The 19,392-nt window shown below is 68.7% G+C and carries 16 protein-coding genes and 1 pseudogene; 8 read left to right on the plus strand and 9 right to left on the minus strand.

From position 1 onward, the window contains the following. Window positions 1-12: 12 nt before the first annotated feature. Window positions 13-225 (minus strand): hypothetical protein, encoded by a 213-nt coding sequence (locus KI385_RS00470; protein WP_238570255.1) that lies wholly within the window; start codon window positions 223-225, stop codon window positions 13-15. 285 nt (window positions 226-510) lie between these two features. Here KI385_RS00470 and KI385_RS00475 point away from each other — a divergent pair. Beyond that, a pseudogene (locus KI385_RS00475) lies at window positions 511-816 on the plus strand (oxygenase MpaB family protein); the annotation flags it as partial. Between the two features lie 413 nt (window positions 817-1,229). On the opposite strand, the gene KI385_RS00480 reads toward KI385_RS00475, so the two are convergent. Both KI385_RS00480 and KI385_RS00485 read right to left on the minus strand, forming a co-directional pair. Next, complete coding sequence (locus tag KI385_RS00480) at window positions 1,230-1,469, minus strand: hypothetical protein (protein WP_238570256.1); 240 nt, start codon at window positions 1,467-1,469, stop codon at window positions 1,230-1,232. A 204-nt stretch (window positions 1,470-1,673) separates the two neighbouring features. Continuing rightward, window positions 1,674-2,501, minus strand: a complete 828-nt coding sequence (locus tag KI385_RS00485) for an NAD(P)H-binding protein (RefSeq protein ID WP_238570257.1) — start codon at window positions 2,499-2,501, stop codon at window positions 1,674-1,676. Window positions 2,502-2,571: 70 nt separating this feature from the next. On the opposite strand from KI385_RS00485, the gene KI385_RS00490 reads away from it, so the two are divergent. After that, window positions 2,572-3,003 (plus strand): winged helix-turn-helix transcriptional regulator, encoded by a 432-nt coding sequence (locus KI385_RS00490; protein ID WP_238570258.1) that lies wholly within the window; start codon window positions 2,572-2,574, stop codon window positions 3,001-3,003. Between the two features lie 606 nt (window positions 3,004-3,609). After that, window positions 3,610-4,674: an NAD(+)/NADH kinase gene (locus KI385_RS00495; protein ID WP_238570259.1), complete on the plus strand. Its 1,065-nt coding sequence runs from the start codon at window positions 3,610-3,612 to the stop codon at window positions 4,672-4,674. Between the two features lie 23 nt (window positions 4,675-4,697). On the opposite strand, the gene KI385_RS00500 is transcribed toward KI385_RS00495, so the two are convergent. The 3 genes from KI385_RS00500 to KI385_RS00510 all read right to left on the minus strand — a co-directional run bounded on the left by KI385_RS00500 (window position 4,698) and on the right by KI385_RS00510 (window position 11,430). Then, entirely contained in the window at window positions 4,698-5,975 is a 1,278-nt protein-coding gene (locus KI385_RS00500) for an LCP family protein (RefSeq protein ID WP_238570260.1), read from the minus strand. A gap of 17 nt (window positions 5,976-5,992) precedes the next feature. Further along, the gene (locus KI385_RS00505) at window positions 5,993-8,119 is read right to left on the minus strand and encodes a bifunctional polysaccharide deacetylase/glycosyltransferase family 2 protein (RefSeq protein ID WP_238570261.1); all 2,127 of its coding nucleotides are present in this window, start codon (window positions 8,117-8,119) and stop codon (window positions 5,993-5,995) included. Window positions 8,120-10,482: 2,363 nt separating this feature from the next. Beyond that, a complete protein-coding gene (locus KI385_RS00510; RefSeq protein ID WP_238570262.1) occupies window positions 10,483-11,430 on the minus strand; it encodes a quinone oxidoreductase family protein in 948 nt (315 codons plus the stop codon). A 75-nt stretch (window positions 11,431-11,505) separates the two neighbouring features. Between KI385_RS00510 and KI385_RS00515 the strand changes: the two genes are divergently transcribed. After that, entirely contained in the window at window positions 11,506-11,997 is a 492-nt protein-coding gene (locus tag KI385_RS00515; protein WP_238570263.1) for a MarR family winged helix-turn-helix transcriptional regulator, read from the plus strand. Window positions 11,998-12,193: 196 nt separating this feature from the next. Here KI385_RS00515 and KI385_RS00520 read toward each other — a convergent pair whose 3' ends face one another. Then, window positions 12,194-13,429 carry an MFS transporter gene (locus tag KI385_RS00520; RefSeq protein WP_238570264.1) on the minus strand — a complete coding sequence of 412 codons (1,236 nt, stop codon included), beginning with the start codon at window positions 13,427-13,429 and terminating at the stop codon, window positions 12,194-12,196. 488 nt (window positions 13,430-13,917) lie between these two features. Here KI385_RS00520 and KI385_RS00525 point away from each other — a divergent pair, with 488 nt between their 5' ends. The 4 genes from KI385_RS00525 to KI385_RS00540 all read left to right on the plus strand — a co-directional run bounded on the left by KI385_RS00525 (window position 13,918) and on the right by KI385_RS00540 (window position 16,408). After that, window positions 13,918-14,640, plus strand: coding sequence for a haloacid dehalogenase type II (locus KI385_RS00525; RefSeq protein WP_238570265.1), 723 nt, complete (start codon window positions 13,918-13,920; stop codon window positions 14,638-14,640). 177 nt (window positions 14,641-14,817) lie between these two features. Beyond that, window positions 14,818-15,510, plus strand: coding sequence for an RraA family protein (locus tag KI385_RS00530; RefSeq protein WP_238570266.1), 693 nt, complete (start codon window positions 14,818-14,820; stop codon window positions 15,508-15,510). Window positions 15,511-15,642: 132 nt separating this feature from the next. Next, window positions 15,643-15,891: a hypothetical protein gene (locus KI385_RS00535; protein WP_238570267.1), complete on the plus strand. Its 249-nt coding sequence runs from the start codon at window positions 15,643-15,645 to the stop codon at window positions 15,889-15,891. A gap of 109 nt (window positions 15,892-16,000) precedes the next feature. Next, the gene (locus KI385_RS00540; protein ID WP_238570268.1) at window positions 16,001-16,408 is read left to right on the plus strand and encodes a DUF3224 domain-containing protein; all 408 of its coding nucleotides are present in this window, start codon (window positions 16,001-16,003) and stop codon (window positions 16,406-16,408) included. Between the two features lie 777 nt (window positions 16,409-17,185). On the opposite strand, the gene KI385_RS00545 is transcribed toward KI385_RS00540, so the two are convergent. Then, complete coding sequence (locus tag KI385_RS00545; RefSeq protein WP_238570269.1) at window positions 17,186-18,052, minus strand: dienelactone hydrolase family protein; 867 nt, start codon at window positions 18,050-18,052, stop codon at window positions 17,186-17,188. Between the two features lie 258 nt (window positions 18,053-18,310). Continuing rightward, window positions 18,311-18,703, minus strand: a complete 393-nt coding sequence (locus KI385_RS00550; protein ID WP_238570270.1) for a hypothetical protein — start codon at window positions 18,701-18,703, stop codon at window positions 18,311-18,313. Between the last annotated feature and the right edge of the window lie 689 nt (window positions 18,704-19,392).

Genomic DNA, 19,392 nt, shown 5'->3' on the forward strand with positions numbered 1-19,392 from the left:
GCAGTCAATGGCTCAGTTGCCCGCAGTGGAGTCGTCGGGGTCCGCGACCTGGTTGGCGACCACAAGGACGTATCGCTCCCAGGCGAGCACGTAGCCGGCCACGTCGTCGAGTTGGCTGACCTGATCGACGACTTGCTCGAGCGGAACGCTGAGGTCGACGAGTCCGCTCGTCCTCAGGAAGTCGAGAGCCTTGCGGGCGTCAATCGGAGGGGGAGGGCAGTGCATCAGATGCTCCTTTTGGGTGGTTCGGACAGATATCGCGAGTGTCGCGTTCCGTGACGCCGTTGTCACCATCTGCGCCCGATGTGGAAAAACGGCGATCCAATCAACCCAGCTCAGAGGGTCCATCTCATGGCAAAATCACTCTTACGGGCTAATATCACCATCGAGTCAGAGTGACATTGGCGTGGCACGCAGCGGGGTACCGAGCGAAGATGTACATTTCGCCGCCCGCCCGATGACCCATGCAGCTGTGGGTGCACGGGGGCGAGGGCGCGGCCGAGGAGCCACCCCTTCACCGAGGCGCAGGAGCGAGCGCTGTACGACACGGAGTGGCTCCAGGTCGGCCGGAACCTCGGCATCCGCAACCGTGATATGCCGCAGACCATCGAGGAGTTCTGGCCCTACTACCGCAAGGTCCTCGACAATGAGCTCGAAGCGACCGTGGTGGTACGGGAGTTGATCGCGACGGACCGGCCGGTGCCGGTCCCGGACCGCGGACCGCGGTGGCTGCGGTTGCTCCTCCGGCTCACCTGGACCTGGCCGGGCCCGCGGTTCGCCCGCTTCCGGCGCTTCGCCCTCTTCCCTCCCTTCGCCTACGAGCGGGAGTTCGCGACGAAAACCCCGTCTTCGAGGTTGAGTTCAAGATCCCGTACAGCCGCCACGCAAGTTGGCCCGATCCATCGTTCACGGCGCAGGCGATCGACTACACGCACGCCGAAAGGGACGGGCGAACTCAGGGTCCTCCAGTCGGCGCTCAACCATCTCGGACTCGCAGAACTGAAGTGGCTCAAGGGATACGGGCTGTCCTCGCGGGACATGGCAGGGAAGCCGCCACCAGAGATCACAGCTGAAACGTACGACGTTCATCGAACGACCTTTGGAGAGGCTGGCGGCCGGATCGCCCAGGGCAGCACCGGCGGGCAGAACGCAGTGAACCGGCCGTCGCGCGGAGAGGCGGGCGACGCCGGTGCACTTCTGGCACCGGCTCGCCGCCGGCCGCGAATTCTTTATACCGGCTGGAGTTGTCGGACCTCGTGGACGCTGAGGGGGAATCGGGACGCGACCCCCGACTCCTGCTGCACCTCGGACTGGCTCTGCTGCTGGCATCCAGCGTCGTCGCCCTGCTCATCACCGCCTCCGGACAGCTCAACCGTGTGTGGGCCCTGGGCCTGGTCGGCATCGGCTTCCTCGGCCTCGGTCAGGTCTTCGCCACCGCCACCGCGCTCGCCCTCGAGCGCGTCCCGCACGCGGCCGGCACCGGCTCGGCGGTGCTCGGCACGCTTCAGAGTGCCCTCGGCGCGGCCGTTGCTCCCCTGATGGGCGTCGCGGGCGGGCACACCGTCGTGCCGCTGTTCCTCGGCATGACCCTCTGCGCGCTGATCGCCACGCTTGCACTGCGACTGACCAAGTACGGCTGCACACCCAGCGCGTCAGGCGCAGCAGTCCCCCGCCTACGCGGCCGGTCGCGCCGCAGCGACCGCGGCCTTGTACACGTCGAGCGCCGGCCGGGGCTCGCGGCCCAGGAGCGTGCGCAGGGCGTTGTCCTCGATGCCACTGCCGTCCAGGAAGCCGCCGGCGATCGCCGAGTATGTGCTCAGCAGCATCGGCACCTGGTAGGGCAGCGCCTCGCCGGCGCCGATGATCGCCGCGCGGGCCGCGCCGAGCGAGCCGGGTTCGTACGAGCCGCCGATCGCGTCCGCCAGGTCGGCGCCGCCCAGAGGCTGCTCGCCGACGAGCTCGTACACCCGCCCGGCGTGCGGCTCCGGCGCACCGGCTACCCGGGCTGCCACTGCCGCGAGGTCCGCGCGGGCCACCGCGGCCAGGCGGCCCTCGCCCAGCGGCGCCGCGATCGTCCCGTCGGGTCCAGGGGCCGCGATGCCGGCGAGGAACTCGGCGTAGAGCCCGTTGCGCAGGACCGTCCACGCCAACGGGCCACGCCGGAGGCGTCGTTCGGTCCAGCGGTGGGCGAGCGCGTACGTCAGGTGGTCGCCGTCGCCGCTGAGGCTGGTGTAGACGAGGTGTCGCACGCCCGCTTTCTCGGCCGCCGATATCGCCGCGTCATGACGGGCGATGACGACATCGTCCTCGCCGTACCCGGCGGAGATGAGCAGCAGGGTGTCCACCCCGGTGAAGTCGAGCGAGGACGGATTGTCGAAGTCGATGTGCCGCTCGGCGGCGGAACGGGGGGTGCGGGTGCCGAGGACGACGTCGTCCCGCCCGGCCAGTTCGTCGGCGACGAGCCGTCCGAGCGCGCCGCCTGCACCGGTGATCAGAATCATGAGATATCCCTCCTGAGCTGTGTGTTTCCATAATCGGGAGCGAATCTCGATCGCGTAAGGAGGCACATTGATGTCAGCAGGGCACACCGCGATAACCACCCCCGTGCCGGGCGAACCCGTCATCGTCTGCGAGACGCCGCAGGACGAGTGCGGGGTGAGGGACGTGCTGGACCGGCTCGGCGACAAGTGGTCCGTGTACGTGGTGGTCGAACTCGCCTCGGGCATACGGCGTTTCAAGGAGCTTCAGCGCGCCATCCCCGGCAACATCTCGCAGCGCATGCTCACGCTCACCGTCCGGCGCCTGGAGCGCGACGGGCTGGTGAAGCGGACCGTGTACCCCACTGTCCCGCCGCAGGTCGAGTACGAGCTGACAGAGATGGGGCACAGCCTCACCCACCTCGTCAAAGCCCTGGCGGACTGGTCGATCGCCCACCGCCCGGCCATCGCTGCCTCCCATGCGGCCTGGGACGCTGCCCACACGGAGCCGACTACGACCGCGTGAACGGTACGGGCCCTACGTGCCGACCGCTTCGAAGACCGTCCTGCCGCCGGCACCGTGCCCCCGCGGCCGTCACCGTCTCCGGCCTGGCCGGGAAGTCGACGCCGACCGCGGGCCGCAGGTGACGGCCGGCATCCGAGTCGCCTGGCCGGCCGCGGTCCCGAACCACCGTGTACGCCCTTTCCCATGCGGGCGCCGAAGAGTGGCCCCTGCCCGGTGGGTTTTCCAACCCGGAAATTTCGCCCCTTGTTGCGGGCTGCCACACCCGATGGAGAGCACGTCGCCCGCTAAGATGCCTCGGGAATGCACACAGATACCCCTATACAGGGCACAATCGCCCCTTGGCTCACTGGCGCTGTCCCGCACAGGGCGTCGCAGCCGGGTCCGCTCGGGCGGAGTGTGCACTCCTCGCCGGCCGGGTGCGGTCACGGCGTTCATGGCGTCTGGTCGGTGCCGGGACGCCCGCGGCCTTTCGGACCGGGTGGTCCGTGGTCCCACGCCGGTGTGGGAACGCCGGTGTGGGAACGCCGGTGTGGGAACGCCGGTGTGGGAACGCCGGTGTGGGAACGCCGGTGTGGGAACAGGGCATCCAGAGGGAGAGGACGCTGCGTGAGCGTGCAACGGGTGGGCATCGTCGTCCACGGGGGCCGTCCCGGCGCCGTGGCGGCCGCCGACGTCGTCCGACGGTGGTGCGAACGCCAGGGTGTCGGATGTGTCGCCATCGACGTATGGAGCCAGGACGAACAACGGCGGGACGCGCGGGAGGAGGTCGACGCGGCCGGCGGCCCCGACCTGATCGTCACGCTCGGAGGGGACGGCACCTTCCTCCGCGGAGCACGCCTGGCCGCACAGAACGACGCGCTGGTCCTCGGGGTCGACCTGGGCACCCTCGGCTTCCTGACCGAGGTCCCGGCCGACGACGTCGAGTCCGCACTGGACACCATCCATCGCGGTCAAGTGAATGTCGAGACCCGCCTGATGCTGACGATGCGGGCGTCCCGGCCGCTGGGACTCCCCGAGGGAATGGAGGCCCTCCTGCGCTACGGCCGGGGTCCCGCGCTCCCGCCTCCGCTGGTGCGTCCCGAGTGTGCCGTCGCCCTGGACTGGGGTGTGGCTCTGAACGTGACAGCCCTCAACGACATCGTCCTGGAGAAACTGGCACGCGACCGGCAGGTCTCCCTCGGCGTCTATCTCTCGGGCCGACTGCTCGCCTCCTACTCCGCCGACGCCGTCCTGGTCGCCACACCCACCGGTTCCACCGCCTACAGCTTCGCCGCCGGCGGCCCGGTCATCTCCCCCGCGGCCGACGCGATCGTCTTCACCCCCGTTGCCCCGCACATGACCTTCAACCGTTCGGTGGTCGCCGCACCCGACGAGGCCGTCGCCCTGCGCGTCCTGGGACACTCCGGCCGCGCGGCGGTGAGCGTCGACGGCCAGTTGCGCGGCGTCCTGGATCCGGGGGACTGGGTCGGCGTCTACGCGGCTCCCCAGCGCCTGCGCGTCGTGCGGCTCGGACCGACCGACTTCTACGGCAGGCTGCGTGAGCGCATGCGCCTGACCGATGCCCCTGCGACAGCCGACGCCGACATCACCCCCATGTGGCCCCACACCAGCCCACCCCCCGAAGACCTCGCACACCTGCGCCTTCCGCCCCTGCCCGCGGACGTCGACTGATCCGAACCCCAACCGGCCGGCCCTTACCGGTTCCCTCCGCCCTTGAGATTCACCGTTCGGTCGTCATGGAGCTCGCTGAACAGCTGCCTCGCCCGCGCCCTGTCCCAAAGCACGGCGCTGCCCTTGGAGGTGGGGAATCCAAGGCTGGCCACGGGGACGTTGATCTGCCTGCCGCGGCCGCCGGTGACGCCCTGGACCGCCCGGAACATCGATACGAGATCCAGCAAGCCGGTGTCCCGGTCGACAACGAGCGTGTCCAGCCCGGCGTTCAGGGCGGAGTACAACGCGTACGGGTTGAGCATCGTGCCGGGCGACCCTGCCCGGTGGGCGAGGGCGGAGAGGAACTTCTGCTGATTGCGGGTGCGGCCCAGGTCGCCCTTGGCCTCCTGGTGGCGCTGGCGGACGAAGGCGAGCGCTGCGCTGCCGTCGAGGGTTTGGCAGCCCTTTCTGAGGTCGGCACCCGACTTCTTGTCGATCAGGTCCCGTTCCAGGCACATCGGGACTCCACCAACCGCGTCGACGAGATTGACGAAGCCCGCGAAGCCGACCTCCACGTAGTGGTCGATCGTCAGGCCGGTGTTGTGCTCGATGGTGTTCACGAGCATCTTGGGGCCCCCGAGCGCGAACGCGGCGTTCAGTTTGTTCTTCGCCGGGCCGTGATGTTTGCCGGTCATGGGGCTGGTATAGCCCGGGATGGTCAGCCATGAGTCGCGTGGCAGGCTCACCATCGTGGTGCCGCCCGAGCCGGTGTGCAGCAGGATCATCGAGTCCGTGCGTCGGCCGCCGGCCGATCCGGTGTGCAGATCCTCCTTCTCGCGGTCGGTGAGGCCGTCGCGGCTGTCCGACCCGACGAGGAGGTAATTGGTGCCCTTGCCGGTGGGGGGACGCTGTCCTGGCGTACCGAGATCGACCTTGTTGTTGAGCCGGCCATCGGCCCAGGCGACGGTGCCGACGGGGATGGCCAGGAGCGTGACGAGCAGTGCTACGGCTATGCGCCGCAGTGGCCGCTTCCGTCGGGAGCGGTGGGTCCGACGCCTCGGGGGGTGACCGGAAGCGCTGCCGCCTGCGTCGGGGGCGGGGTCGGGGGCGGTACGGCTGTCGCCCGGGCCGGATTTCGTACGGCGGCCGCCTGCGTCGGCTCCGGTAGTGGGATGGCGGTTTGCGCCCGGTCGGTCGTACTGCTGCCAGGCCTCGCTCGTCCCTCGCTCTGCTCCGTCCGCCCCGTATGCCGAGTGCCCGGCAGGTCCGCCCGGTCCTGGTGCGGATGTGTCGCCGGCCTCACGGCCCAGCGTGCTGCTCATATGCTCACTCTCCTCGGTCACTTCGACGACAGGCTGCTCGGGTACGGGACGGGCTCCTTGAGCAGCTGCTGGTTGGCGGTGCCGGAGCGGTGCATGCGATGCCATTTGAGCCGGGTGCCCAGCAGTGCGGTGACCACGGACTGGATGACCACGAGGTACAGCAGCTGCCGGTAGACGAACAGCTGGAGCGGCAAGGCCCACAGCGCACGGAGCCTTTCGTGGTCCAGCCGCAGCGCGTACCCCGCGGTGACCAGCTGAACGGCGAGGAAGCCCAGCCAGACCCCGATGGCCTGTGCGGTGTCGCCGAAGCACACCCCGTACAGGGCGAAGACGTCGACGACCGGCGCGAACAGCGGCAGGACGATCTGGAACAGGGCGAGATAGGTGAGCCCGCGGCGGCCGAAGCGGCCGGCCGGTCCGACTTCGAGCACAGCGTGGCGGTGCTTCCACATCGACTGAAGGGTGCCGTAGCACCAGCGATAGCGCTGCCGCCACAACTGGCGGACGGTACTTGGCACTTCGGTCCAGGCGATGGCCGTCTCCTCGTAGACCACTCGCCGGCCCACCCGCCACAACGCCATGGTGAGGTCGGTGTCCTCGGCGAGGGTGTCGTCACTGATGCCGCCGATGGCCATCAGCGCGTCCCGGCGGAAGGCGCCGATGGCGCCGGGGACCGTCGGCATGCACTCGAGCACCTCGAACATACGCCGGTCCAGGTTGAACCCGAGGACGTACTCGAGGTGCTGCCATCTGCCCAGCAGACGCCGCCTGTTGCCCACCTTGGTGTTCCCACTGACTGCACCGATCGTGGGGTCGGCGAGCGGCTGGATGAGCCGGTGGAGGGCATCCGGCTCGAAGACCGTATCCGCGTCGATCATGACGATGATGTCGCAACGCGCGTAGCTCAGGCCCGTGCTGAGCGCCCCGGGCTTACCGGAGTTGGGCTGTTGCACCGTGGTCACCCGCGGGTCGCCGATGCCGCGAGCGATCTCCGCGGTCCGGTCCGTCGAGCCGTCGTCGATGACGATGATCTGCAGGTCCCGGTGTGTGGAGGCGAGCAGTGAGCGCACGGTGGCCTCGATGCCGGCCTCTTCGTTGTACGCGGGAACCAGCACCGTCACCGGGTCGGTCACCTCGCGCAGCCAGGGCGCGCCGGATCGATGCCGGTGCCGGCGTCGCACATGAACGCGGGCGAGGCAGGCGAGCAGCACCAGCCGGAGTATTCCCAGCCCGCCCGCGATTCCCAGCGCCCAGGTCATCGAGCGCGCGAAGGTGTGCCCGATGGACTGCGTCCAGATCAGCGCCCTGCCCTGGACACGCTCGGGCAGGGAGGCCGGCGTGGTGAGCGAGGGCCGCCCGAGCCCGCCCGTGACGGTGGTGAACCGTCCCACCTCCGGATCGGCCAGCAGCTTCGCCGCCTCCTGGTATCCCAGAGAGGTGTGGCTGTATTGCCGCACCACGCCCTGTGGTGGTTTACGGGAGTGGCCGGTGGCGGCGACGAGCAGGTACCCCTGGTCGGAGGCGCGTCGCGCGGCCGACCATTCAGCCCCACACATGGTGTCGGCGGTGGTGGTGTGCGGCAGCCTCAGCAGCCGGGTGTTGACGGCCGCGGCCCCCGCCAGGGCGGTCTGGGTGAGGGAGAGCTCCAGCTGCGAGCGGATGAGCGAGGCGCTGCCCAAGTCGCCGCCGGTGTAAGTGTACGAGCCGATCTCGTGGCCCTCGTCGCGGATCCGCCGCACCAGGTCCGGATGGCGGGCCGCCTGGGTTCCGTAGAGGAAGAAGGTCGCATGCGCGTGGTGTTCGCGCAGCAGGTCGAGCAGCCGCGGTGTCCATACGGGGTCGGGTCCCCCGTCGAAGGTGAGCGCGGCGGTCCGGTGCGGCATCTGCGCGGTCTCGGCGCTGCCGCCGGTGACGCGCAGCACCGGGGCCCCGTTGTCCGCGGATTTCGGTATGGGGCTGGTGCAGGCACGCCGTGTCCGTGCCCCGTCGACCTCGTGGGTGGTCCAGCCTTCGAAGAGCAGTGAGACAGCGATGATGGGGAGGATCAGCAGCAGTAATAACCAGTGCTGGCGTGGGGGGTGACGCAGTGCGTGCCGCCCCTGCCCTGACAACGCCACAGTGGGCCCTTTCTGTCGAGGAGTCATGCCTTGTGCGAGGCGTGCGCCCGCGCAAGCACGGCATGGCGTCAAGCGCGGCATGGCGTCAAGCGCGGGCGAACAACGCCTCGGGGCAGTACCGGAGAGGCTTCACACCCAGTGGGTGGAGCTCACCGGTTCGGCGTTTCTCACGGGGCAGGGGTGGTGTGGGCGGGGGCGGGGGCCCGGGAGGCGTGATGTCCTACGGGCACAGCCGGCCCAGGGGCTCCGGATGGCGCCGGTCGACGGGAGCCGCCCGGACTGCCGGGTTCATGGTGTCCGGCGCGCTCCGGGAGCGGGTCGGCCTTTCCCGGCGCCGGCTTTGCGTCCGGTTGCAGGAGGCCGCCGAACACGACGGCGAGGAGCACGAGATATCCGGTGCACATGCACCCTACGGTCAACGCTGCGCGCCCCAGGAAGCGTCGACGTCTGCCTGAGCTGTCGACAAATACGGGACGATTCCGTTGCTTACCGGGGCGAATGCTGTGGGGGGTAGCGGTTCGCATGGAGCGTGAGTGTAACCATCTACCCGCGAATGAGAACAGAAAGATCGGCCAGCCTCTTGCCAGCGCCTTCTCGACCCGATGACGGAGGCAAAGGAGGCGGCGCGAGGGCCGCACTCCTACCCCTCAATTTCACTCTCACTCATCAACATAGCTATTCACGCCCGCCAGGCGCCCACTTCGGGCCGGACCACTGACCGCCAGACTCTTCACCCATCGCTCCATGCACCCCCACCGAATGGTTCGTACTGTGAAGTAACTCACGCCGCCCGCGATAGCGTCGGGCAATAGCACCGTGCAATGGAGGCAATGTTCGTTTTGGGCCCAGGTGCCCAGGAACGGGATGCTTGCGCGCTCCGGGGTCGCACTGACGCAGACGGGGCCGGGACCGGGGCCACCGAGGCTCGGCTTGCACGCTCGCGAGGCGCGCCACGGCCGGCAATTCAGAGCCATGTGAGCGCCGTTCACGTCCGCTGGTGGCCGGCAATGGACCATCCAACTATCAATTACAGCACCCGCAATGACGTATTGGCGGACGGATGGACGGATGGACGGATGCGAAGAAATTCTATTGCCGCGAGATGCCCGGCAAGACGGAAATGTTGGAGGTCGCGCGAGATGCCTCCGACGATACCGGGCACAACGCCCCGACGCCCCTTTGCTGTCGAGAAGGAGGTGGTATCAACCCCGAGCACCTCCTCCCTCCCATGGGCATGGCACCGCCCTCGGAAGACGGAGTCCTTCATTCCGCCTGAATTCTTCGAGATCTCGCCCCCTCAGAAAAATCGGCCAGAGATCGTCGACACTTACCCGGTATCAGGAAATGCTCGGCAGGCCACGCCTGGGGCACTGCCAGGTCCGAGATCTACGGCATCATCGACGGAAGCGGTCCCGGACCGGGCCTGTGTGATCGCACGCTGGTCGGAGCCTCGGCTCTTCCCTGTCGGCAGGAGTGCAGAAGGTGCGCGAGACCTCTACGCCAGGCAGAAGTTCCGGTCGGCGAAGCAGCCCTGGAACCGGGCGAATTCGACGGTGCCGCAGTTCTGGCCCACCGATGACGTCGACCGGCGTTGACCACACGCCGTACCCCCCTGTTCCGGCTTGCGGTGTCACCGGTTCGGAAAAAGGACGCTCGGCAATGGCCCCACTTTCGCCGACATTTCCGCCCCTCCTGGAGATCGGCGCCATGGGCGGATAGCCGCCTGTCCGCCTGGTGGCCCTACGCGGCTCGGGTTTTCGCACGATCTCGCGGCTGCCCCGATCCGCGACACCGCCCCCGGGTCCGCCGAAACGACCCGGTCACGGGATGTCATCGGCAGGCGAACCAGTGAGTGAGCAGTTCAACGCCGCAAGCGCGAACGGTCGATCGGCATCGGCAATTCCCGTTCCCCGTACGGCGAACCGTGCACCACCTGAGGACCGTCCCATAGCCGCCGTACGGTGCACGCCGACGGCAGGCTGCCGGGGTGCCGGCCCGGTCATCCCACACCGCCGGAGAACGAGACCGCACGGACAAAGCAGTTATCAAGACACCGAGTTGGGTGAGGCTCAAAACCGTTTGTCCGGCACAACGGCGCGAGCAGCGGGGCCCGCGCGATCGGCTCGTTTCCGAGCAGCATCGTGACGATCGTCATCGCCGTCATGAGGCAGGCCGTGATCCTCGATCAGATCGGGATCGCACTCGGGCCTCCACCGCTGGCCAGTGCGGGCCACTGAGCCTTTCAACCCGGCCGTGTGGGGCACGGCAGGCTGGGCAGTGGCCAAGGCCGCTGCCCAGCACTGATAAGGGGCATACGGGGTCGCTCCCCGCGTCCGAGGGGCCGTGCTCAACGGGGGAGCCGGCTCGTGGTCGGCGCTTTCCGCGTGTTGTCAGGCGACGCGGAGGATGCTCTTGCCATGGGTCGTGCCCTCGGCGAGGCGCTGCACGGCGAGGGCCAGGTCTGCCAGGTCGTACTCTGCGGTGATGTCCACGCGCACCTGGCCGTCGGCGACGAGGCCGAGTGCACGGCGCACACTGTCGGCGAGCCGCTCGGGGTGGGTCTGCCCGAGCAGGTTGCTGTTGTAGGTCACCAGCGATTTGCCGTGCATGAGCAGGTCGTTGGTGTTGGCCAGAACAGGTTCGTAAGTGCTGAGGTTGCCGTATGCCACCAGTCGGCCGTGCTCTGCCAGCCGCTTGAGGCTGGTGTGGCGGGTGGAGCCTCCGACCGGGTCGAGGATCACGTCGAACTTCTCGTCGCCGAGCTCGGTCGGGAATTCCTCGCGCAGCAGAAGCTGGTCATAGCCGAACTGGGCGGCGTAGTCGGCCCTGAGGTCATTGCCGACCACGCCGACGATCCGGCCGGCCCCGGCCAGTCGGGCGAACTGGGCGGCGAGCGTGCCCACTCCGCCGGCGGCTGCGTGGATCAGCACGCTCTCGCGAGGCCGCACATGCGCGGCGGTGTTGATCAGGTCATAGGCGGTCGGTGCGCCCCACCCGAGACCTGCGGCCGTCCGCAGCGGCATGTCGCCGATGCCCAACGCGAGAACGGCGGGCGCCAGGACCATCTCGGCGTAGGCACCTGCCGTGGTCAGCGCAGTGACGGTCTCACCGACACGGCTTGCGTCGACGCCCTCGCCGACCGCGGCAACGTGGCCGGACGCCTCGAAGCCGGGGACGAGGGGACGCCGCACGGGGAAGTGGCCGTCCCGGACCATGGTGTCGCCCCACTGGATGCCGGCATAGGCGACGCGGATCGCCACCTGGCCGGGGCCGGGGGCGGGCTCATCGAGTTCGGCCACCCGGTAGTGGCCATCGGCGTCGAGAAGGACAGCCTTCATGGTTACAGCCCCCTGTGTTGACTCAGTATCCTTACAGTCGAGAACGGTAGGTATATAAGGTTCCTGAGTCAACCCATGAACCTGTCAATGGAGTGGGAGTACGCGGTGGAAGCCCCGATCGAGAACGACCTCTGCACCCGGATCAGGCGGTCGGAGCAGGCGCTGATGGCGCACCACGAGGCAGTGCTGCGCGCCTACGGGCTGACCATGACTCAGTACACCGTGCTCTTGATCCTCTCGCGCGAAGGCGGCATGTCCGGCGCCCAACTGGCCCGCTCCTGCGGGGTGACGCAGCAGAGCATGAGCAGCGTGCTGACCAATATGGAGAACAAGGAACTCATCCGCCGCGAGACGTCCCCGGTGCACGCCAAGGTGCAGATCGCCACCCTCACCGATGAGGGCCAGGTGCTGCTGGACCGCGCCTACCAGGAGGTGATCATCCTTGAGCGCGCACTCACCGACGCGTTCACGCCCTCCGAACACGCCGCACTCTGCGAACTTCTGGAACGCGCCACCACCGTCCTGATCCAGCAGACGCGCCACGCGACAGCCCCGCCCGCCACCTGAGCCCGCGGCCGCCACACCCGCGGGAGCCCCATCACCGCGTACCCGCTCCGGAAGATTCGGTCACCCCGTCTGCGATGCCTGCTTCCCGGCCAAGGCCGCCCGTGTGCCGAACCTGCACGCCCGCTTGACTGCCCGTTCAACCCCCTAAGGACTTCCGGAGCCGACCACTTGGGCTTCGGTGCCGACACCTCGCCCTTCAGACGGCCGGCTCCTTCCGTGCAGCTTCTGGGCGTATCTGCCGAGCCTGCTGATGTCGTTGTGCCCAGCGGACTGCGAAGGGTGCTGTCAGGCCCGTCAGAGCGAACAGTGCTCCTACGACGTACCACCCAGGGCGGCCCCAGGTAATGCAGAGCGAGATGAGCAGGGTTGGCCCGACGGCGTCGGCCAGGCCGGCACCCAGGCCGAACACGCCGAGGTACTGGCCGGTGGCGCGCTCCGGGGCGAGGGCGAAGGACACTTCGAAGCCCCCGGCGGAGTGCCACAGCTCACCGACCGTATGGATCAACACCGCGGTCATGAGCAGCGTTACGGCAGCCCACGCCGGTATCCCTGCGGACAGCGAGATCAGCGAGCAGGAGACAAGGAAGGCCACGCCTGATCGGCGATAGGCGGCTCCACCAGCCACGGGGGAATCAATGTTGCGGCTGGCTCGTACCTGAAGCGCGATGACGATGACGGTATTGAAGAGCATGGCGCCCGAAACGAGCCAGCGCGGTGCGGTGGTTGCCTCCACCAGCCAGAGTGGAATGGCCACCGTGAGCACCTTGAACTGTATGGCCATGATGCCGTCGAGGGCGGTGATCAGAAGGTAAGGCCGGTCCCGTAGGGCGATCCAGCGAGGGCCGCCGACGGGGGGCCCGGGCGTGACCGGCGGCAGAAAGACCAGGACGGCCGCGGAGGCTGCGAAGGCGATCGCGTTGCCGATGACCAGAAGCTGGTAGGCGGGGAGGGTGCCCACCTGGACGGCCCAGCCTGCCAGCAAGGCACCGAGGGAGATGCCGATGTTGGTGACAGCCCGGAGATAGGCACGGAATTCCTGCGGCCGGTCCCCTCCGTAGTGCCTGATGAGCGGACTGCGTGCGGCGAGTCCGGCCGCCCGCGCCCCGGTAGCTGTGCATACCGCGAGGACGAACGGCCAGAAGCTGTCCGCCAGCACGAAGCCGGCCGTTGCCAGCGCCTGGACGACAAGAGTGGTCGCGTAGACGCCACGTGCTCCGTGCCTGTCCGCGAGATGGCCGACGGCGATGCCCACGGCCAGCGAGACGACACCGGCGATGCCCAGTCCGAGCCCCACCCGGCTTGCCGGAAGGTGAACCGCCTGAGTGAAGTACAGCACCCCGGCGGTCAGGTAGAGACCGCTGCCGACGGTATAGACGAAGTTCGAGGTGGCGATGGTGCGCTGGGGTCCAGCATCCGGCATCAGGTGGGGCATGACGTGGCTCCGCGTCCTGGGCAGGCTGTAAGGGCCGGTCAAGCTTGTTGCATATTACTTGCAATAGCAAGAGTTTTGCGATGGCTCAATTCAGCTCCGTCCGGCATCACTGCGCGGCGGCGTTGAGGTGGAGGGCGATGACCGCTTGGACGAGGCCGGTGATGCGGGTGGTGCTGCGGGTGGTGCTGCACCGCAACTTCCGGATGAGTCACAGGTTTTGAGGGTGGCCACGGGCTGCTCTCCGGGCACGCGGCACGGCGAGCACGGCACAGCGGGCGCGTGATCCGCGGTCACGGCTCACTCCCCCACCCCTGACCGGCCGGTGTCGGCTGATTCTCACCCTGCCGACGCAAGTCCGGTCAGCCGCCGGCGCATTGCTCGCGACAATTCTCGGCGGGAGGGCGCCGGCGCTTCGTATCGTGATGAGCGCTCAGGGCGTTTTTCAAGGCCACGGGCGACAGTGTCGAGTGGAGGGGTGGGAACTGCCCATGGGCGTTGATGCCGTTGACGCGGTGGTGTTCGATGTTTTCGGGACGATGACCGACTGGCGGTCGAGCGTGACCGACGCACTGGTTGGGGTCGGTGGTGCGGCCGGGCTGCGTGCCGACTGGGCCGCTGTCGCGGACGCCTGGCGGCTCCGTTACGGCGTAACCGTCGGCAAGGTCGCGAACGGTCAGCTGCCCTGGCGGCCCTTGGACGATTTACATCGGCTGATGCTCGACGAGGTCCTGACCGAACACGGACTCAACGCCCTCGGCGAGGCTGAGCGGGACTCTCTCGTACGGGCCTGGCATCACCTGCGTCCGTGGCCCGATGCCGCGCCCGGCCTGGAGCTGCTCCATAACACCCCCGTGGTCACCGCGACGCTCTCCAACGGAGGAGTCGGCCTGCTCGCACGCCTCACCAAACAGGCCGGGCTCCGCTTCGACTGCGTCCTGTCGGCCGAGTTGGCCAGGTCCTACAAGCCCGATCCGCGGGTCTACCTGCTGGCTGCCGAGCTCCTCGAAGTGGAGCCGCAGCAGCTGCTCATGGTGGCCTGCCATCCCAACGATCTCGAAGCCGCGGCCAGGGCCGGACTCCGGACCGCCTACATTCCGCGCCCGTTGGAGTGGGGCCCGGACGCCGCCCCGGTCGATCCCCCTGCCGGGGTCGACCTCGTCGCCGAAGACGTCGTCGACTTGGCCCGCGTGCTGGCGGGGCCAGGGCGCTGAGAACGCCCGGCCCGCAAGATCGTGGTGGGACTGATCTGCTGAGCCTGACGCGTTGATGCTGAGTCCGACGCGTTGGTTCGGAGTCTGACGCGTTGCTCTCGCTGCCCGTAGGATCCCGGCACGGCCCGCCGCACCTGTAACTCACCGACCGTGACAGAACGGGCCAGGGAGAAGATCATGCTGAGTTCCTTCGGCGATCTGTCCACGCCTGTGGTGGCCGACGCCTGCATCCGCTGCGACGTCCCGCTGCGCGCGGCGCCGGCCGGCATCGCAGCCGTCGTCCCCGGACACCGGGTCGCCGGACGCGCGTTGCCGGTGCGGCACTACGGCAGTGTGGATGTGTTCCTGGAGGCGTTCAGCCAGGCTGAGCAAGGTGACGTCCTGGTCATCGACAACGGCGGACGGTCGGACGAGGCGTGTATCGGCGATCTGGTGGTGCTGGAAGCCGAGGCGGCAGGGGTGGCGGGCCTGGTGGTGTGGGGACTCCACCGTGACACCCCGGAGCTGGTGGAGATCGACCTGCCGGTGTTCAGCTACGGCACCTACCCGCCCGGCCCGGTGCGCCTGGACGAGCGGGAGCCCGACGCCCTGCGGACGGCACGGTTCGGGCCACACCTGGTCAACAGCGACGACATCGTCCTCGGCGATGACGACGGCGTCCTGTTCCTCGCCGCCGCGCACGTCGACGAGGTACTGGAAACGGCACGTCAGATCCGGCAGACGGAACGTGAACAGGCCCGCAGGATCCGAACGGGCGAGACGCTGCGCCGGCAGACGGCCTTCGACGACTTCCTGGCACAGCGGGAAGCCGATCCGGCATACACGTTCCGACGGCATCTGCGGCGCATCGGCGGAGCCATCGAGGAGTAGACGACACCGAGCCCCGCCGATGCCCCCGCGGCCACGCGGCGGGCCACGGGCTCGGCCGGCTCTCCGTCCTCCGCGCTCCGCCACCCGTGCGCCACCACGTTGCCATGTCCCCGGCACGTCGTTGAGTACGGCATGACCACGACGCACCGCACCCTCGCCGCCCTGATCCTCGCCGTCGGGGCCACGGCCCTCGTCACCCCCACGGCACACGCCATGCCCGCCGACGGCCCGCTCAATTTCAGCGTGGACGAGGAGTTGGGCAAGCTGCACACTCTCGACCCCACGGGCAAGGTGGGACAGGCGGTCACCTCCCTTGCCCCCGCCCTGCTCACTCCCCTCACCGGCGTCCACCGCGATGCGGCCGGCTCGGCTTCGGACTGACGGGCCTTCCCCTCTGTCCACGGTTCAGGCAAGGGCCAACCAGGAGCGGCCCGATGATCGGGCTTGTGGCGACCGTACGTTGTCAGACCCCACACCTACCCTTGGCGCCATGAGAGCTTCTGGAACGTTCACCGTCAGAGCCTTCGTCCCGATCGAAGGTGTACCGGCCCCGGCCGTCCCGACCGGGTTGCCGGTGGGCGTAGCGACGATGGAGAAAGACTTCGAGGGAGAGGTCGTCGGTCGCTCCGCGACCTTGTTCACCGCGGCGTTCGACCAGGCGACCGGCGTCGGCACCTACGTTGCCATGGAGTCCTTCGTAGGCTCCTTGCACGGCCACGAGGGGACCTTCAACTTCGCGCACTCGGCGACGACCTCCGGCAGCGACCGCACCGGCGAATTCTTCACCATCGTGCCGTCGAGCGGCACCGGCGAACTGGACGGGATAACCGGCACCGGCGGACTGACCGTGGAGTCCGACGGCACGCATCGCGTGTGGTTCGAGTACGCACTCGGCTGAGCAACCCGCGGACCGCACCGTGCGCCCCGACTGCGGTCCAAGAGGCATCAGTTGCCGCCCAGCTCAACACCGGAACCATATGGCGGCCGCCTGCCGTTACCCCCAGCTCCGACCCCGCGACGCACCCCCACATGCCTCTGCTCGGCGACCAACACCTCGGTAGCGCCACTCGGCCCATGGACAACGTCCACGCTGAAGTTGCCGCTCGTCCGGGGCGGCGCGAGGAGCCACCTGTCTGCACTGATCCCCGCACCAGCATGCATGTGCAGGTGCGGGGATCCGGTCAGGCTGCCACTTGGGCGTAGAAGTCGAGGGCACCGATCATGCCGCGACGTACACCGCCCGTCTGTTCAGGGGCCGGTACGACGCGGAGCAGCCGGCTGGAGCGGGCGCCGGGGAGAGCGGTCTCGAGCCGGCCGACCGCGCCGCCGGGATCAGTTGGTGCAGGTGTCGACGAGCATGGAGGACAGCGCGCTCTTCTCCCTCTCGGTTGTGGGGAGCTTCCGAACGAACTTCACGGGGGGTGTCGTCCTTGGCGTAGGTGCACCGGAAGGCGTGTTGGTCGGCTTCCGGTCGGCCGGTCCGCTCTCGCTCTTGAAGCTGTCGGGGACCGGGAGGCGACGATCAGCTGAGGGCTCTTCAGTTCGTTGCCGAATTACTTGCGCTGGATACGCCGCTACCTGTCCCCTGATCTCACTCCTGGCCGGCCTGGCTCTGCCCGGAAGTGGTCGCCGAGAACCGCCCACTGTTCACGCCTGCGGCGCGGAGCCCCTGGGATCACGCCCCTCCCGGAGTGGTCGGCGTTTCTGCGGCCGTGCCGTGTTGCTGCTCGAGCAGACGCGTACGGAAGAGGTCGAGGACCTCGTCCAGCGCCGCGCGGGTCGGTTGGCCGGGTTCGTCGATGAGGTGCTCGGTCAGCACGGAGTGCGGCGGCAGCGCCGCATCGGGGTTCGCCGCGGAGTCGTCCAGTTCGACGGCCGTGAAGGCATCACCGAGTTCGCGGCGCAGAAAGGCGAACCGGTCGCCCGGTACCAGCCGGTCCCCGCGGAAGCGCAGCGCCATGACCCGAAGACCGTCGCGCTCGCAGCGGCCCCGGACGGCGGCGAGGTCTTCGGCGGAAATATCGATGCCGCCGGCCCGGCTCTTGGTGAGGGCCAGCGGCAGGGACGGCTGGGACAGGACGGGGGCCACAAGGCGCTCATCGGCGGCCATGGCCAGGGCGAAGCCACCGGTGATACACATGCCGACGGCCCCGACGCCGGGACCGCCGCAGCGCTGATGCTCGTGTGCGGCCAGGGCCCGCAGCCAGGTCACCACGGGTGAGGATTTCCCGGTGGCCAGCAGGGTGAATTCCCGACTCACGCACACTTTCCACAGTGACGAGGCCGTATAGAGTCCGGAATTCAGCCGGCCGCGGTATGCGGGGTCGGCATCGCGGCCGGGCGTACCGAAGAGCACCGGGAGCACGGCGGTGCAGCCGATTGCGGCCACGCGTTCCGCGAACTCCAAGACCTTGGGCGTGATGCCCGGTATTTCCGCCATCACGATCACCGCGGGCCCCGTTCCACGCCGCAGAATCCGGCGGGTGATGCCGTCGTGGGTGAAGGTGCCACGGTCGAAACCGGTCAGGTCATGATCTGCCATGGACTACCACCATCCTGGTCGGGTGTTGCTCGAAGGCTGGTCGCGTGCTGCCCTCCGCGCCGGGGTGAGAGCGGCGGGACCGCGTCCGCGCGGAGAGTGTGGAGAGTGTGGAGTGGTCTGCGTGGGCCTGGGTGACGACTTTGGGCTACTCGGTGCGGGGGTGGCCGAGCCGAGGGCAGCGGGACAGCGACAACGGCACCGAAGGCCAGGAGGTCGCGCCGAGCATCACCAGCGGCTGCGTTGAGACCCAACGCAACGTCATGCCTGGCGGGGGCGCCTGAAGGCGGACCGGATGTTCCATCCGGCCACGCCGAGGCACAGCAGTCCCGTGCCGCCCGGCAGCAGCCAGCCGCGGGCGTCGTCCCGCACAGCCGTGGTCGACGACGGCTCGTCGACGAGTGCGGCAACCGGGCCGGTGGGCCGTTGGTCGAACACGGTGTCCACCTCGACTCGAGCGGTGCGGAAACTGTGGTCGCCGGCCTCGAAGGTTCCGCTACACAGCCAGCCGTCGTCACCGTGGCGGGAGTGCGAGACCTCGCAACGCTCGGCGCGAAACTCCCCCGCCAGGCCCGTCAACTGGGTGTCCGCGCGCAGCACGCCCGTTGCGGCGAGGAAGATCCCCCCGCCCAGTCCCAGCACCGTGATACACACTTGTCTCGGCCCCATGCGCCCCATGCGCGTCCCCCTGATCGCCCGCGGCCCCGATCGGTGACCGGGGCGCAGTTTATTTGACCATGTTCATACAGGTGCGGAAATCGATCTCCCGAACATGACAGTTCATCCTCGCGGCAGCGGCAGCGGCAGCGGCAGCGGCAACGGCAACGGCAACGGGTGTCGGGTGCGCGTTCGCCATGCGGTCCGGCCCGGCCCGGTGACACATCACGTCTGGGGACCGCTGGTGGCGCCGGGAGGGTGACAGCCCCAGCGTTTGAGATCGCCGAGGCTGTAGCGGAGTTCGGGTAGACGAGTTCGGCGCCGCGTCTGTTGGCGGAGGGCGGAATTCGGCCGCAGCGTGGCGAAGGTGACGCCCGGCGTGGGCTGCTGAGCCTGACGCAGCCGGTGCGTCGGTGCCGGCTGTGGCAAGTTCGTGGGCCGATGGCAGACAACTGCGGCCGGCCGCCTTCGGCCAAGACTCGCTTCGGCCTCCAGGCAGCGGCGGCCGCCAGGGCCTCGGAACTCCAACGCCTCGAAGCCCCGGTTGCCCCGTACCTCCTGGCACCGTCGCAGATGCTCTTGTTCCTGGTAGCACGCGCACCACTCCCCCGCGGCCCGGCCCAGCACACCAACACCCGCCCAATACGGTCCCTTTCACTGGTGTGGTAGCCGGTCCGCACCGGCTC

The organism is Streptomyces inhibens, from assembly GCF_022221585.1.
In the GTDB taxonomy this organism is placed as follows: Bacteria; Actinomycetota; Actinomycetes; order Streptomycetales; family Streptomycetaceae; genus Streptomyces; species Streptomyces inhibens.

What these genes read in the sequence shown, in the direction of transcription:
- KI385_RS00470 (WP_238570255.1), bottom strand. Translation starts at nt 225, where the DNA reads ATGCACTGCCCTCCCCCTCCGATTGACGCCCGCAAGGCTCTCGACTTC.
- KI385_RS00485 (WP_238570257.1), bottom strand. Translation starts at nt 2,501, where the DNA reads ATGATTCTGATCACCGGTGCAGGCGGCGCGCTCGGACGGCTCGTCGCC.
- KI385_RS00490 (WP_238570258.1), top strand. Translation starts at nt 2,572, where the DNA reads ATGTCAGCAGGGCACACCGCGATAACCACCCCCGTGCCGGGCGAACCC.
- KI385_RS00500 (WP_238570260.1), bottom strand. Translation starts at nt 5,975, where the DNA reads ATGAGCAGCACGCTGGGCCGTGAGGCCGGCGACACATCCGCACCAGGA.
- KI385_RS00505 (WP_238570261.1), bottom strand. Translation starts at nt 8,119, where the DNA reads ATGACTCCTCGACAGAAAGGGCCCACTGTGGCGTTGTCAGGGCAGGGG.
- KI385_RS00510 (WP_238570262.1), bottom strand. Translation starts at nt 11,430, where the DNA reads ATGAAGGCTGTCCTTCTCGACGCCGATGGCCACTACCGGGTGGCCGAA.
- KI385_RS00515 (WP_238570263.1), top strand. Translation starts at nt 11,506, where the DNA reads ATGAACCTGTCAATGGAGTGGGAGTACGCGGTGGAAGCCCCGATCGAG.
- KI385_RS00520 (WP_238570264.1), bottom strand. Translation starts at nt 13,429, where the DNA reads ATGCCCCACCTGATGCCGGATGCTGGACCCCAGCGCACCATCGCCACC.
- KI385_RS00525 (WP_238570265.1), top strand. Translation starts at nt 13,918, where the DNA reads ATGGGCGTTGATGCCGTTGACGCGGTGGTGTTCGATGTTTTCGGGACG.
- KI385_RS00530 (WP_238570266.1), top strand. Translation starts at nt 14,818, where the DNA reads ATGCTGAGTTCCTTCGGCGATCTGTCCACGCCTGTGGTGGCCGACGCC.
- KI385_RS00535 (WP_238570267.1), top strand. Translation starts at nt 15,643, where the DNA reads ATGACCACGACGCACCGCACCCTCGCCGCCCTGATCCTCGCCGTCGGG.
- KI385_RS00540 (WP_238570268.1), top strand. Translation starts at nt 16,001, where the DNA reads ATGAGAGCTTCTGGAACGTTCACCGTCAGAGCCTTCGTCCCGATCGAA.
- KI385_RS00545 (WP_238570269.1), bottom strand. Translation starts at nt 18,052, where the DNA reads ATGGCAGATCATGACCTGACCGGTTTCGACCGTGGCACCTTCACCCAC.